Origin of the sequence: Pantoea sp. YU22 (genome assembly GCF_003970755.1) — a bacterium.
GTDB lineage: Bacteria > Pseudomonadota > Gammaproteobacteria > Enterobacterales > Enterobacteriaceae > Pantoea > Pantoea piersonii.
In genome coordinates, this window is the sequence record NZ_RYDU01000008.1 from 69,940 (window position 1) to 84,759 (window position 14,820).

Annotated in this window: 11 protein-coding genes and 1 tRNA gene; 2 read left to right on the top strand and 10 right to left on the bottom strand. The window is 58.8% G+C overall.

All coding sequences use genetic code 11. The annotated features are described in order from the left end of the window. Positions 1–22 precede the first annotated feature (22 nt). From EKL29_RS13135 to EKL29_RS13155, 5 genes are all read right to left on the bottom strand, one after another. The gene (locus EKL29_RS13135) at positions 23–1,609 is read right to left on the bottom strand and encodes an ABC transporter substrate-binding protein (protein ID WP_126689906.1); all 1,587 of its coding nucleotides are present in this window, start codon (positions 1,607–1,609) and stop codon (positions 23–25) included. Between the two features lie 47 nt (positions 1,610–1,656). Then, positions 1,657–2,934, bottom strand: coding sequence for an FAD-binding oxidoreductase (locus EKL29_RS13140; RefSeq protein WP_126689907.1), 1,278 nt, complete (start codon positions 2,932–2,934; stop codon positions 1,657–1,659). Positions 2,935–2,944: 10 nt separating this feature from the next. Beyond that, positions 2,945–3,613 (bottom strand): haloacid dehalogenase type II, encoded by a 669-nt coding sequence (locus tag EKL29_RS13145; RefSeq protein WP_126689908.1) that lies wholly within the window; start codon positions 3,611–3,613, stop codon positions 2,945–2,947. A gap of 28 nt (positions 3,614–3,641) precedes the next feature. Then, the gene (locus EKL29_RS13150; protein WP_126689909.1) at positions 3,642–5,111 is read right to left on the bottom strand and encodes an aldehyde dehydrogenase; all 1,470 of its coding nucleotides are present in this window, start codon (positions 5,109–5,111) and stop codon (positions 3,642–3,644) included. Positions 5,112–5,484: 373 nt separating this feature from the next. After that, positions 5,485–6,945, bottom strand: a complete 1,461-nt coding sequence (locus tag EKL29_RS13155; protein WP_126689910.1) for an NAD-dependent succinate-semialdehyde dehydrogenase — start codon at positions 6,943–6,945, stop codon at positions 5,485–5,487. Between the two features lie 162 nt (positions 6,946–7,107). On the opposite strand from EKL29_RS13155, the gene EKL29_RS13160 reads away from it, so the two are divergent. Continuing rightward, positions 7,108–7,773: an O-methyltransferase gene (locus tag EKL29_RS13160; protein WP_120453438.1), complete on the top strand. Its 666-nt coding sequence runs from the start codon at positions 7,108–7,110 to the stop codon at positions 7,771–7,773. Here EKL29_RS13160 and cbl read toward each other — a convergent pair. The 5 genes from cbl to EKL29_RS13185 form a co-directional block, all read right to left on the bottom strand. Continuing rightward, positions 7,770–8,729 carry an HTH-type transcriptional regulator Cbl gene (gene cbl, locus EKL29_RS13165; protein WP_126689911.1) on the bottom strand — a complete coding sequence of 320 codons (960 nt, stop codon included), beginning with the start codon at positions 8,727–8,729 and terminating at the stop codon, positions 7,770–7,772. The genes EKL29_RS13160 and cbl overlap by 4 nt on opposite strands. A 722-nt stretch (positions 8,730–9,451) precedes the next feature. Further along, the gene (nac, locus tag EKL29_RS13170) at positions 9,452–10,369 is read right to left on the bottom strand and encodes a nitrogen assimilation transcriptional regulator NAC (protein WP_126689912.1); all 918 of its coding nucleotides are present in this window, start codon (positions 10,367–10,369) and stop codon (positions 9,452–9,454) included. Between the two features lie 378 nt (positions 10,370–10,747). After that, positions 10,748–11,770 (bottom strand): ABC transporter permease, encoded by a 1,023-nt coding sequence (locus EKL29_RS13175; protein WP_311779025.1) that lies wholly within the window; start codon positions 11,768–11,770, stop codon positions 10,748–10,750. 23 nt (positions 11,771–11,793) lie between these two features. Next, entirely contained in the window at positions 11,794–13,278 is a 1,485-nt protein-coding gene (locus EKL29_RS13180) for a sugar ABC transporter ATP-binding protein (protein WP_120453428.1), read from the bottom strand. Positions 13,279–13,310: 32 nt separating this feature from the next. Next, on the bottom strand, positions 13,311–14,234 hold the full coding sequence (locus EKL29_RS13185; RefSeq protein ID WP_120453426.1) for a sugar ABC transporter substrate-binding protein: 924 nt from the start codon (positions 14,232–14,234) through the stop codon (positions 13,311–13,313). A 507-nt stretch (positions 14,235–14,741) separates the two neighbouring features. Between EKL29_RS13185 and EKL29_RS13190 the strand changes: the two genes are divergently transcribed. Next, positions 14,742–14,817, top strand: a tRNA-Asn gene (locus tag EKL29_RS13190). The last annotated feature ends 3 nt before the right edge of the window (positions 14,818–14,820 follow it).

Sequence of the window (14,820 nt, forward strand, 5' to 3'; positions counted from 1 at the left end):
GCGTTCTCCAGCGTAGAGAGGGTTAAGCGGACAGCCAGGCGAATTCGTGAAAGCGGTAGCCCATCATCATGCCGGAGGGCCAGGCTTCGACGCCCTTCACCTTTTTGCTGTAGCCGTCGATGGTGCTGATAAAGGTCGGAATAATGGTGCCGCAGTGGTCGTAGATCAGCTTCTGCATATCGCCGTACATCTGCTTGCGTTTCCCCTGGTCGCGCTCGCCGCGCGCCGCCGTCACCAGCTGGTCGAACTGCGGGTTCTTCCAGCCCGACTCATTGTTGGGTGCGCCGGACAGGTAGAACTGCGAGAAGAGCATATCGAGCGTCGGCCGCGGGTTGATAGAGCCGTAGCCCACGGGATCTTTGGTCCAGTGCGTCGACCAGTAGCCGTCATAGGGCACGCGGCGCACCTTCACGTTGATGCCGGCGTTACGCGACACCTGCTGGATCAGCTGGCCGCCTTCGACCGCCCCTTCGATATTCGGCGTGGTGACGATCTCTACCGTCGCGCCCTTCATCCCCGCCTTTTCGATATGGAATTTCGCCTTCTCCACGTCGAGCGGACGCGGCTTCAGCTCGGCGTTATAGAGCGGATGCCAGGGCGGCACCGGCGTATCGTTGCTGACGTCGCCGTAGCCCTGCAGCACGGTTTTGACCAGCATCTCGCGCGGCTGCAGATATTTCATCGCCAGCACAAAGTCTTCGTTGCTGCCCGGTTTGATATCGGTGCGCACAATCAGGTTGGTGTACATCCCTGATTTGCTCTCCAGTACGGCGAAGTCGCTGGTCACCTTAATGCGCTTGCAGTCGTTGGCGCCCAGGGTTGAGACGATATGCAGATCGCCCGACATCAGGGCGTTGACGCGCGCCGCCTGGTCGGTGACGCCCAGCAGTTCCACCTCGTCGAGGTGCGGCAAACCCGGCTTAAAATAGTTGGGATTTTTGCGGCCGACCGAGCGCACGCCCGGCGTAAACTCCTTGCAGACGTAAGGCCCGGTGCCGATGCCTTTGGTAAAGTCTTTGGTGCCGTCCTGCACGATCAAAAACGGCGGCGCGGCGAGGATATAGGGCAGATCGAAGTTCGCCTGGCTCAGCACCAGCTGCACTTCGTTGTCGTTTACCGCATTCAGGCTCTGGAACTGCTCGGCGATTTTAAAAGCGTTAGAGGCAACCGCGGCATCTTTATGGCGGCTCAGCGAGTAGATCACATCTTTAGCGGTCAGCGGCTTGCCGTCGTGAAAGGTCACGCCGCTGCGCAGTTTAATCTGCCAGGTGATGCCGTCGCTGGAGTCGAGCGATGTCGCCAGCGCCGGCAGGGCTTTGAGATTTTTATCCAGCTCGGTCAGGCCGTTGTAGAACATGCACTGCCGGGTATAGTCGCCGCTGTTGTTGGCTTTGGCCGGGTCAAGGGTATCGGTCGCGGAGGCGTTTGACATCGCGGCGCGTATTTTGCCGCCTTTCACCGGCGTTTCGGCGGCGAAGCCCAGCTGTGGGAAGCCGATAATGCCGCTGCTCATCACCGCGCCGGCGGAGAGCATTTTCATCAGGCCGCGGCGTGACAGCGTGCCTTCGGTCAGCATGCGCGTCAGCGCGTTATTATCATTTTTACTCATCTGCGTACCCTCAATAGCGTTTAAGGTTCAACCCCTGGAATGAAGCATCAAGAGAAACGATCTTTGGCTTTGTAATAGAGTCCGGCCAGCGGCAAAAACCACGGCTTGCCGTGATAACCGGGCAGCGCGGGCCAGGCGTCGCGCTGCCAGGGATTGCGATTGCTTTTTTCGGCGATCAGGTCCGCCATCACCGCGCCCATCCACACCGACATCTGGGTGCCGTGGCCGCTGTAGCCCATGGAGTAGAAAACACCGTCATGTTCGCCCGCATGCGGCAGCCGGTCGGCGGACATATCCACCATGCCACCCCAGCAGTAGTCGATGCGCGCCTGCGCCAGCGGCGGAAAGAGCCGGGCCATGGAGGCCTGCAGGATGTCGCCGCTGCGCGAATCGGAGGTGGGATTGCTGACCGCGAAACGCGCGCGGCCGCCAAATACCAGCCGACGATCGGCGGTGGTGCGAAAGTAGTTGCCGAGGTTGAGCGAGGTGACATAGGTGCGATCGTTTGGCAGCACGCGGCGGATTAACGCATCGCCCAGCGGCTCCGTCACCACGATAAAGCTGCCTACCGGCACGATACGACGTTGAAACCAGCGAAAAGGCCCAACGTTAGAGCAGCCGGTCGCCATCAGCACCTTGTCGGCGAGGATCTCCCCTTTGGCGGTCTGTACGCGGTGGCGATAGCCGTCAAGGCGGGTTAAGCCGGTTACGGCGTGGTGCGGAAAGATTTTCGCGCCGCTGCGCGCCGCCGCTTCCGCCAGACCGACGCCGAATTTACCCATATGCATCTGGCCACCGCGCTGTTGCAGCAGCCCGCCGTGAAAGGCGTCGCTGTCGACTTCACGGCGGATCGCCTCTTTGCCGATCAGCTCAATTTCCGGGTCCACGGTGCGGCGCATCAGCTCCCAGGCTTCGCGAAGGCCAGCGAAATGCGACGCCTTACTGGCGAGCTTGAGCTTGCCGCACAGGCGAAAATCGCAGTCGATCCGCTCATCGCGCACCAGCTGTTCGACATAGCTGACCGCATCGTCGTAGGCGCGGTAGAAGCGGCTGGCTTTCTCGATGCCCTGGCTCGCCACCAGCGAGGCGAAGTTCTGCGCCACGCCGGTATTGCAGTGCCCGCCGTTGCGTGCCGAGGCCTGGCTCATCACCTCGCCGCCCTCCAGCAGCACCACGTCCAGACCGCTGCGCGCCAGGCTCAGCGCCGCCGAGACGCCGGTAAAGCCGCCGCCGATCACCACCACGTCAGCATGCGACGGCAGCGAACCTTGCGCCGCGCCGTGAAACGGCGGCGCCGTGGCCTGCCAGAACGATTCGAGTTTCATAGCGCACTCCTCAGAGTCCAACGACGGCAGGCAATGCGCCGATGTCATGGATTTCGGTGTAGCCGTAGTAGGGATTAGCCGGTTCGTGACCGCGATTAACCCAGGCTTTATGGGTGATGCCGAGATCGTGCGCCGTCATCAGGTCGTAGCGAAAGCTGGAGGAGACGTGCAGGATCTCGTCCGGGCGGCAGTCGAGCTTCTGCAGCATATATTCAAAGCCCTTCATCTGCGGCTTATAGGCGCCCACCTCTTCCGCGGTGATCGCCATATGGATCGGCGCGCCCAGACGCGGAATATGGTGCGGCAGCAGATCCTTCATCGAGTTGCTGAGCAGCACCAGCGGGAACTCGGTCGCCAGTTTCGCCAGCCCGGCAGGCACGTCGGGGTGCGGTCCCCAGCTGGCGCAGTCGGTGTAGATAAAGTCGCTGTCGGCCTTATCCCACGCCACGCCCCATTTTTTGCAGGTGCGCTGCAGCGCGTTGCTCACCACGTCGTAGTAAGGCTTCCAGGCGCCCAGCACTTCATCCAGACGATAACGGGAGAAATCGGTTGTGAAGGCCTGCATCTCGTCAGCCGCCACGCGCGCCTTAAAACAGCGCGCCGCCGCGCCCGCCATATCGAAGTTAATCAGCGTGCCGTAACAGTCAAAGGTGATAAATTTCGGTTTAAACAGTGCCATGACGCGACCTCGTTTTAATCAGGAAAAGTTAAAAATCGATCAGTACGCTTTTCTGACGCTGGCAGGCCTGAAACGCCTGCCGCCCCAAATCTTTGCCGACGCCGGAGCCAAGAAAGCCGCCGGTGGGAATGATGAAGTCGCCGGAGCGGCCGTAACGGTTGACCCACACGGTGCCCGCCTCAATGGCGCGAATGGCGCGCAGCGCGCGCGGCAGGCTCAGGGTATGCACGCCCGCGCACAGGCCATAAATCTCATGCGCCGCCAGCCGCAGCCCCTCTTCTTCATCGTCGAAGGTCTGCACCGTCAGCACCGGGCCGAAAATCTCCTGCTGCACCGCCGGGTTATCCTGGGTGACGCCGCACAGCAAGGTGGGCTGCCAGAACCAGCCCTCACCGGTGTCGGCGAAACGATCGCCGCCGACCAGCACTTCCGCGCCCTGCGCCTTCGCGGCGGCGATCACGGAGGCAACTTTTTTGCCCTGCCGTTCATCGATCAACGGCGCGTAGCGGCTGTCGCCGCTCCAGGTCACGCCTGGTCGCACGCCGCGGCACAGCGCGCTCAGGCGATCCAGCAGCGGCGCAGCGATGGCGCGCTGCACAATCAGACGGGTGCCCGCCACGCAGGCCTGGCCGCCGTTGGCGGTAAAACCGCGCAGAATGCGCTGCGCCACCACCTCGATGTCGCCCGCGTCGTCAAACACCAGCTGCGGGCTTTTGCCGCCCAGCTCCAGCGTGACCGGCTTCATGCCGTGCTGCGCCACGTCGCTCATAATGCGCGCGCCGGTCAGGGTCGAGCCGGTAAACGAGACTTTGCGCACCAGCGGATGCGTCACCAGTGCGTGGCCGGTCACCGCGCCGCTGCCCTGCACGATATTGAGCACGCCAGCCGGCAGGCCGGCCTGCACCGCCAGTTCAGCCATGCGCACCGTTGAAAAGGGCGTAAGCTCGGAGGGTTTGAGCACTACCGCGTTGCCCGCCGCCAGCGCCGGGCCGCACTTCCACGACGCCATCGACAGCGGGAAATTCCACGGCGTAATGGCGCCAACCACGCCGTAAGGCTCAGCGATCAGCATACCCAGGCTGCTGTCGCGCGTCGGAAAGAGATCGCCGCTGTACTTATCCGCGCACTCGGCGTAGAAGCGAATCGCTTCGGCGGTGAACGGAATTTCATGCTGGATGACATCGCCGATAGGACGGGTGGAGCCGAGCGCCTCCAGCTGCGCCAGCAGGCTGTCCTGCTCAATAAGATCGGCCCAGCGACGCAGTACCCGGCCGCGTTCGCGCGGCGCGCAGCCAGACCAGCCGCTGATTTTCAGCGCCTGGTGCGCGAGCTGCACCGCGCGGTCGACATCGGCGGCGTCCGCCTCATGCAGCGTGGCGTAGACTCTGCCGTCGGACGGACGTCTGACGGCAAATGCCGCCCCCTGGGTTTGAACGTGATGGCCGTCAATATAATGGCCGACAGGAAGCGAAACTTTTTCAGGGTCGAAACTTAACATGGATAAATCCTTATTTGTTACACCCGTCAACCATCAGGGAATTAGCGCTAAAGCAGGACTTATATTCAGCGTTAATAAGCTTGTGCAAAAAGGTAATGCAGAAAGTATGCCAGCCAGTTGAAAAATAAAAATGCGTTTAAAACAGCGCAAAAAAATTTTCTGCCGTATTGAAAGAGGAAATTTTGCGTAATTGCCGAAGGAATAAACAGATGATTTGGCTCACAAAATTCATGCGTTACCGTGGTGCATTGCGCATGAAACTTGCACTAAAATGGCGAACAGCGAGAAAAACCTGACGCAGCGCACAAAATAAAGAGCGTTTGCCGCTTATGCGACAAACGCTCTTTACAGGATATTAAAAAAATCCGCAGGATTAATTCAGGCTGCCAATATGGAAGGCTTTCTGTTCCAGATATTCTTCAATGCCATAGCGCGATCCTTCCCGGCCAATTCCCGATAATTTTACGCCGCCGAATGGCGCGACTTCTAATGAGATCGCGCCGGTATTAAAGCCGACCATGCCAAATTCCAGCGCTTCGGCGACGCGCCATGCGCGACGAATATTTTCGGTAAAGAAATAGGCGCCCAGACCATAGGGCGTATCGTTGGCCATCGCGACCGCCTCCTCCTCTTCGTCAAAGATAAACAGCGGCGCGACCGGACCGAACGTCTCTTCATGGGCGATACGCATCTGTGCCGTAACCTTGCCGAGCACCGTGGGCTGCACGTAAGTGCCGTTGCCGTGGCTGGCGCCGCCGGTCAGCAGCTCCGCGCCCAGGCCAAGCGCATCTGCGATGTGGCCGTTAACTTTCTCGACCGCGCGTTCGTTGATCAGCGGGCCGATAGTGCTGCCTGGCGCAAAGCCGTCGCCCACCTTCAGGGTGGCGACCGCGTCGAGCAGCTTCGCCGCGAAGCGTTCATAAATAGCGCGCTGCACCAGAATGCGGTTGGCGCAGACGCAGGTCTGCCCGGCGTTGCGAAACTTGCTGACCATTACGCCCGCTACCGCGATATCGACATCGGCGTCGTCGAAGACAATAAAAGGCGCGTTGCCGCCCAGCTCCAGGCTGAGGCGTTTTACGCTGTCGGCGCTCTGCTGCATCAGCAGCTGGCCGACGCGCGTCGAGCCGGTGAAGGAGATTTTCCGCACCAGACGGCTGCCGGTCAGCGCTGCGCCAATCTCGGTGGGCAGACCGGTCACAACCTGCAGCACGCCAGCGGGAAAGCCCGCGCGCTCTGCCAGCACCGCCAGGGCCAGCGCCGAAAGCGGCGTCAGCTCCGACGGCTTGACGATAATCGGGCAGCCTGCCGCCAGCGCAGGCGCGACTTTTCGCGTGATCATGGCGATGGGGAAATTCCACGGCGTGATGGCCGCCGCGACGCCGACAGGCTGTTTCAGCACCAGAATGCGGCGATCTTCGCTCGGCGCAGGAATGGTATCGCCATAGATACGGCGCGCCTCTTCGGCGAACCATTTGACAAAGCTCGCGCCGTACAGCACTTCGCCCTTCGCTTCGGCGAGCGGTTTGCCCTGTTCGGCGGTCATGATCGCCGCCAGGTCGTCGGCGTTATCGAGAATAAGCTGATGCCACTTCTCCAGCAGCGCGGCGCGGCTGGCGTTGGGCGTTTTGCCCCAGGCGATGCGCACCGATTCGGCGCAGGCGATAGCCGCTTCCGTCTCAGCGCGCCCCAGCGCCGGAATGGTCGCCAGCGTTTCACGGCTGGCGGGATCGACAACCGGCAAGGTCTCGCCGCTGTGAGCATCCTGCCAGCGGCCGCCGAACAGCGCCTGCTGGCGCAGCAGATCGGAATCTTTTAGTTGAAGACGCGACATCTCACTCCCCTTTTTCATCGGTTTTCTTCCACTCTATCGCGTCGTCTCAGCGCAGGATGTTTTTCTCACCAGGCAGAAACCCGAAACAGCGAGTTTTGCGGAGTTAAAAAAAATTTTATGCCGCGCGGCTGCTATGCTCAGTTTTTAAACAAGGAGATAAGTATGAGCGATCATATGTGGCGAGCAGTCGATGACTATTTCACCCAGACGCTGGTGAAACCGGATGCGGCGCTGGAGGCGGTGCTGGCGCGCAATGCCGCCGCTGGCCTGCCGCCGATTGACGTGGCGGCCAACCAGGGCAAGCTGCTCTACCTGCTGGCGCGCATGATGAACGCCTCGCGCATTCTGGAGATCGGCACGCTGGGCGGTTACAGCACGCTGTGGCTGGCGCGCGCCCTGCCGGAGAGCGGCCGCATCGTGACGCTGGAGTTTTCGCCGCAGCATGCGCAGGTGGCGCGCGAAAATTTCGCCGAAGCGGGCATGGCAGACAAAATCGACGTGCGGGTGGGGGCGGCGCTGGAGAGCCTGCCGACGCTGCAGGGGCCGTTCGATATGATCTTTATTGACGCCGATAAACGCAATAATCCGCACTACCTGCGCTGGGCGCTGAAGCTGGCGCGCGTCGGCAGCGTGATTATCGGCGATAACGTGGTGCGCGGCGGGCGTATTGTCGATTCGCAATCAACAGACGAAAACGTGCAGGGGCTGCGGCAGTATCTGTCCGACGTCGGCAACAGCCCACATCTGACGGCCACCGCGCTGCAAACCGTCGGCAGTAAAGGCTGGGATGGCCTTCAGCTGGCCATCGTCGAGTCGCTGCCGGATTAGATCTGGAAGTCGATAACCGGCTCTTCTTCGCGCTGAGAGGAGAGCGCCTGACGTTTAATCTCTTCCAGCGACAGATTGGCGTTGCATAGTTCCATAAACTGCCAGACATAGTTGCGCTGCAGCTGTCCGCGCTTCAGGCCAAGCCAGACGGTATTGGCATCAAACAGATGGTGCGCGTCGATGCGCACCAGCGCCTCTTCACGCTGGGTTTCACACGCCTGATCGGCAAGGATGCCGACGCCTAATCCCAGTTCGACATAGGTTTTTACCACGTCAGAATCCTGCGCGCTCAACACGATATCGGGCTTCAGGCCCGCGCTCTGGAACGCGCGGTCGACGCGCGAGCGCCCGGTGATGCCCTGACGATAGGTAATAAGCGGATAACGGCTCAGGGTGCTGAGCGAGACCGGTTGCTGCTGCACCAGTTCATGATCGCTGGGCACCAGCAGCGCATGGTGCCAGCTGAACCAGGGGAACGCCGCCAGGCTGGGGTTATTCACCAGCAGTTCGCTGGCGATGCCGACGTCCGCCTCACCGGCCAGCAGCATGGCGACAATCTCTTGCGGCGATCCCTGATTAAGCTCCAGCCGCACGTTGGGATAGAGCTGGCGAAACGCCTTGATGACGCGCGGCAGGCTGTAGCGCGCCTGGGTATGCGTCGTGGCGATGGTCAGAATGCCGCTGGTTTCGTTGGTGAAGACGTCCGCCAGACGGCGCACTTTTCCCGCTTCGTCGAGGATGCGTTCGGCGATGGTCAGCAGCGCTTTGCCCGGCTCGGTCATGCCCAGCAGGCGCTTGCCGCGGCGGATAAAGATCTCTACGCCAAGCTCATCCTCCAGATCGCGGATATGACGGCTGACGCCTGACTGTGAGGTAAATAGCGTGTTTGCGACTTCCGTCAGATTGAACTCGCAGCGTGCCGCCTCGCGGATAATTTTAAGTTGCTGGAAATTCACGGTATTTACCTCCCTTTACGAAATTGTTATCTCCGATGGTAAGAAGGTTTATTGATATCAACAAATAATAAAAACTTTGTGCTTATGCGCAGGGGGAATATATGGTAGCGGGTGGGCGCCCCGCCAGAGTCCCTGGGTGCCTGCTGCGCAGGCGGGCAGGCGTTCGCTGCGCGAATGGCTCTGAGCGGGTTCGCCCACCAGTGGCTTGTCTGCCGTTCGCTGTGCGAACGGCTGGCTCTGAGCGGGTTCCGCCCGCCAGGCGCTGAGGAGTTTCAGCAGCTGCGCTGCCGGCGTGCGTGTTAAGGGGCTCGCCAGCCCCTTAACAATCCCGGCTTCCGGCAGCCTCCACGCCGCGCTCCGCGCGGTCCCTTCGTTGCTTACGTCAGCCTTACGGACCGCGCGGATTCGCCGTCCTGGCTCATGCCGCGCTCTCGCCGACGTCCTGTCGGCTCGTCCTGGCCGCCGTGCGCGCCTCAGCGTGTCGGATGCCTCTGGCACACCCTCGCCTGTGATTGCTCATTTTTTTAAAAATGGCTGCGTTGTCTGACGCTTTTAAGGATAAACCTGCGTCGTCTGAATCCAGGATTCGCGCTTGTAGCAATGAGCTTATGGGAAAAGATTCGGGATTCGTGGTGGGGTGTGGGAAACCAAAAGCGGGTGGCGGAGCTGGACAGGCATCTGCACAACAGGAAAAGCGGCCCCGTGGGGCCGCCAGAGCGAGGCTAGCTGACCAGCAGCAGCGCTCGCTCCTCTGCCATAGGTTTGTTAAGCAGCGACAGCAAAATATCCTTCACCGCCTGCGCGGACGGCGAAAGCGGCAGACGCGCCGAGACGTTCAGCGACAGCGGCAGATGCAGCGCCGGGCTGTTGATGCGCGCCATCCAGGCCTGGGTTGAGCTGACCAGCGCCCGCGCGGCAGATTCCGGTAGCACCGTCACGCCCATCCCGCTGGCGACGGCGGCGGTCAGCATCGACAGCGATTCGATCTCGCCGATAATGCGCGCGCTCAGACGACGCAGCGAAAAGGCTTCGTCAACGCGCTTGCGCACCGCACTATAGTCGCGCGGCAAAAACAGGCTCATCTGCGCCACCTGGGCGAGATCGACCGATCCGCCGGGGCAGTCGGTCGCGCCGACCAGGTAAAGCTCTTCTTTTATCAGCGGCATACTGGTAATGCCCGCCGTCGGCGAACGGTCGTAGAGCACCGCCATATCAAGCTGGCCGTTCATTACCTTTTCATTCAGCGAACTGCCGCTGTTCTCGTGCAGATAAACCAGAATTTCCGGATGCTGCTCCCGAACCGTTTGCAGCAGCGGCATGGTCAGCGATGATGCCGCCGTGCCCGGCGCCATGCCGATAGAGACCTGTCCGCTGAGCACCTGTCCGGCGTTGATTACCGCCGTCTGCGCCTGCTCGCACTGCCGTAAAATCGTTCGCGCATGCGCATAGAGAATTTTACCGGCTTCGGTCGGCGTTACGCCGCGCTTGGTACGAATTAACAGCTGCTGATCCAGTTCATTCTCCAGCGTGGCAACCTGTTGACTGAGCGCAGGTTGCGCGATATGCAGCACTTCAGCCGCCTGCGTCAAACTGCCAATATCGACGATTTTCACAAAGTATTTCAGTCGTCTTAAGTTCATCTTGCCTCCGTCACATTCCCCGAATGCCAATAACATCTGTTCATGCGGCCTGCTGGCCTGGTAACAGACAAATTGCAATTAACAGGCCAGTTTTTCTGCCGGCGCGCCCTGCCTGATGCAGAAAAATCCTAACAGCGCGAAAAATAAACCTTTCTGATTACGCATAAAGAGGTAATAAGCTGCAGGAATGGCGCGGCAGTAACGGACAACCCGGCGGATGCACTTCACTGGTGCAGCCTGTGCGAGCCAGACGTGCATATAGCGGATGGCAGAAATGAACGGATGAGATAAGAAAAACAGAGGTGTGCAGCAGAAAGGGAGCCAGTTAAAAAAAAGCCTGCCCGCTTTCACAAGCGGGCAGGCCTGAGCGCAGGAAAATCAGCGTTTTTTGCGGTTGCGATGCATATCAATCGAGACGGCGGCCACAATAATAATGCCTTTAATAATGTCCTGAACGTAAGCATCGACGCCGACAAAGGTAAACCCGCTCTTGATCAGGCCCAGGATCACTGCGCCAATCAGCGTGCCCGTAATGCGCCCGACGCCGCCCATCAGGCTGCTGCCGCCGATAACCGCTGCGGCGATCGCGTCCAGCTCGTAAGACATCCCCATGCTTGACTGACCGCTGCTGACGCGCGCCGCCAGCACCACGCCCGCCAGGCCGGAGAGCGCACCGGCGATGGTATAGACGATAATCAGATATTTATTAACGTTAATGCCGGAGACCTTGGCCGAGGTCATATTGCCGCCGATAGCGTAAACGTATTTGCCGTAGCGGGTGTGCTTCAGGGCGATATGAAAGAGCAGCGCCACCACAAGAAAGATAATAACCGGCATCGCGCCCTGGCCGATGGAGGTAAAGCCGTCGGAGAGAAAGCTGATTGGATTACCCTGGGTGTAATACTGCGCCAGACCACGCGCCGAGACCATCATGCCCAGCGTAGCGATAAAGGGCGGAATGCCGGTACGGGTGATCAATATGCCATTGACCATACCGCACAGCAGCCCCACGCCGATGCCCGCGCCGATAGGCACCACGGCAGGCATATCCACCAGCGATGGAAACATCGGTGACAGGCTGTCAGAGGTTTGTGCCAGGCTGGCCGCCACCACGGCGGTCAGCGCAATCACCGAACCCGATGAGAGATCGATACCGGTAGTAATGATGACCTGAGTGACCCCGACGGCGATAATGCCGATGATCGCCACCTGCAATACAATCAGGATCAGGCGGTTGGTGTTCATCAGAAATGACTGGTCTCGCACATACCAGCCGGCTATTTCGAAAATCAGCGCGATACCGACCATAACGATAAAGATGCCGGTATCTTTGGGCAGTTTATGCCGCAGATTGCCGAAAAACGATGTCTGTTCAGCTGCCGGAGTGGCAGTCACTTTGATATTGCTCATAGTTGTCTCGCGCCTCACTCGGATGCCAGCGACAAAATGGTTTCCTGGTCGGCCTCTTCTTTATCGAGGATGCCGGTAATACGCCCCTGATGCATAACCATCACGCGGTCGCTCATGCCGAGAATTTCCGGCAGTTCCGACGACACCATGATGATTGCCACGCCGCGGTTGGCCAGTTCAGAGATCAAACGGTAGATTTCCGCTTTGGCGCCGACGTCGATGCCGCGCGTCGGCTCGTCGAGGATCAGGATTTTAGGCTGCGCCAGCAGCCAGCGGGCGATCAGCACCTTCTGCTGGTTGCCGCCGCTCAGGTTGTTGATGATCTGATCCATGGTCGGCGTCTTGATATTCAGCCGGCGGATCTGCTCCATACAATCCTGCGCCATCTTGATATGACTGACGAAGCCGCTCTTGCCGCTGTACTCCGGCATATTGACGATGCTCATGTTCTCCATCACCGACAGCACAAGAAACAGCCCCGATTTCTTGCGGTCTTCGGTTAAAAACGCCATGCCCTTCTCTATCGCCGTTGAAGGCGAATCGATATTGACCGGCACGCCGTCAATCAGCACTTCACCGCTGTCGATGCTCTCCATGCCGAACAGGCTTTCCATTACCTCGCTGCGCCCTGCGCCCACCAGACCGGCGACGCCAAGGATTTCACCGCGCCGCAGGCTGAAACTGACGTCATGAAAGCGATCTTTGCTGCTGAGGTTGCGCACCGTCAGCACCTCTTCGCCAATCGAATTGTTGAATTTTGGAAAGAGTTGAGTCAGTTCGCGCCCGACCATCTGGGTGATCAGCGACTGACGAGTAAATTGCGCGGTGTGATTGCTGCCGACCCAGCTGCCGTCGCGGAAGATGCTGATCTCATCGGTGATAGCGAAGATCTCATCCATTTTATGGCTGATATAGATGATGGCTTTGCCCTGCGCGCGCAGGTCGCGAATGATGGTGAACAGATGCGCCACTTCGCTTTCAGTCAGGGCGGAGGTCGGCTCATCCATAATCACGATATCGGCGTTCCAGGAGACCGCTTTGGCGATCTCCACCATTTGCTGCGCGGCGATGCTCAACTCGCCCACCAGACGATCGGCCTTGAGACGGATATTAAGCTGGTTGAGCAGCGTCTGCGTCTGCTGGTTGAGCTTGCCGTGATCAACAAAGCCATATTTCATCGGCTCGCGTCCCAGCCATATATTCTCTGCGACGGTCATGTAGGGCACCAGATTAAGTTCCTGGTGGATCATGGAAATGCCTGAACGCAAGGCGTCCATGGTGTCCTGAAACTGCACCGGCTCCCCTTTAATGCGGATGGTGCCCCGATCGGGACGGTACATCCCGATCAGGCACTTCATTAAAGTGGATTTGCCCGCGCCATTTTCGCCCATCAAGGCATGCACCGATCCCGGACGCACGCGCAGCGAAACGTTGTCGAGTGCCTTTACACCGGGAAAGAACTTGCTGATGCCTTCGGCTTCAAGCGCAAAAGCGGTCATACATCACCTCCGTACGGCTGAGTCGGGATCGGTTATTTCTGATTACGGTTAACGAACTGCTGCATATTGTCTTTCGTGATCAGCTGGTAAGGAATATCGATAATCTTTTGTACCTTTTCGCCCTTCGCCAGCTTAACGGCCGTCTGAACTGCGCCCTCGCCCTGCCCTTTAGCGTCCTGGAACACCGTGGCGACCATCTTGCCGTTTTTCAGCATCTGCAGCGCGTCCGGGGTGCCGTCCACGCCAGCGATCAGGATATGGTTGGGATTTTTGCCCAGCGCCTGCAGCGCGCCGATAGCCATCTCATCATTGTTAGAGGCGATCGCCTGGATATCGTCGCCTGCGGTCAGCCAGTTGCTCACCACGTCTACCGCATCGTTACGCATAAATTTGGCAGTCTGCTTCTGCACGACTTTGATGCCAGGGTATTTGGCGACAACCGCCTCGACGCCTTTGGTGCGGTCGCGCGTGGCTTCGTTAGCGAGATCGCCCATCAGAATGGCGACGTTGCCTTTGCCGTTTAACGCTTTCGCCAGCGCTTCCATCTGCAGACGACCCGCCAGTTCGGAGTCCGATCCGACATAAGCCATCTTGTCGCTAAGCTCCGCCTGCGGGCGACGGTTAACAAAGATCAGCGGGATGCCCGCTTTGGTGGCCTGATCCATGATCGGCTTCACCGCGTTGGTATCCACCGGGTTGACGATGATGGCGTCAACGCCCTGGCCGATAAAGTTCTGCACCTGCTGCAGCTGCTGGGAGACATCGCCTTTGGCGTCTTCCATCTGCCCCTGAACGCCCTCTTTTTGCATCTCTTTTTGCATCGCGGTACGCAGAATGGTGAGGAAGTTGTCGTCGAACAACGCCATCGATACGCCGACCGAAAGATCTTTCGCCATCGCGGCGGCGGGCAACATGCAGGCTAACAGTGTGACAGCGAGTGTTTTTTTGATGTTCATGAGTAACCCTTATTGTCGTTAACTTGCCGACGCCGCTGATACCGCGAATGAAAAATATCTTTTACATTCACTCAACGTTGCTGGCGGTTTCAAATCTGTTTACAGAGGTGGGGCCTGGACGATCGCGCTTTTTTGTGACTCACTCCTCCTTTTTACAATTGCTTGTTTCCGCAGGAATTAATTTTAAAATCACGTTCCAGTTTTGCTGATTCATTCCGGCGGTGATAATAAGCAGTTTATTTATTCCATTAATATTGCTTTTGAAATTTTTATCATAAAAGCACTGAAACAGTTGTTTTAACATCGACAAATAACAAAACTTTGACACGTATCTAACATCTGCAGGGAAATGCGTTTAAAGTGAGATCCTGTTGGCAGTTTGAAATCTCGCCGAATTTGTTGAAAAAGCGGCAAACCGCTGCTTTTGCGAGCGTTCAGTCGGGAAAAATGAAATCGTGCTTTGACAAGCCACAACGGCGTCGCTAATATTCGCCCCGTTCCAACGATTCCTCTGTAGTTCAGTCGGTAGAACGGCGGACTGTTAATCCGTATGTCACTGGTTCGAGTCCAGTCAGAGGAGCCAGAT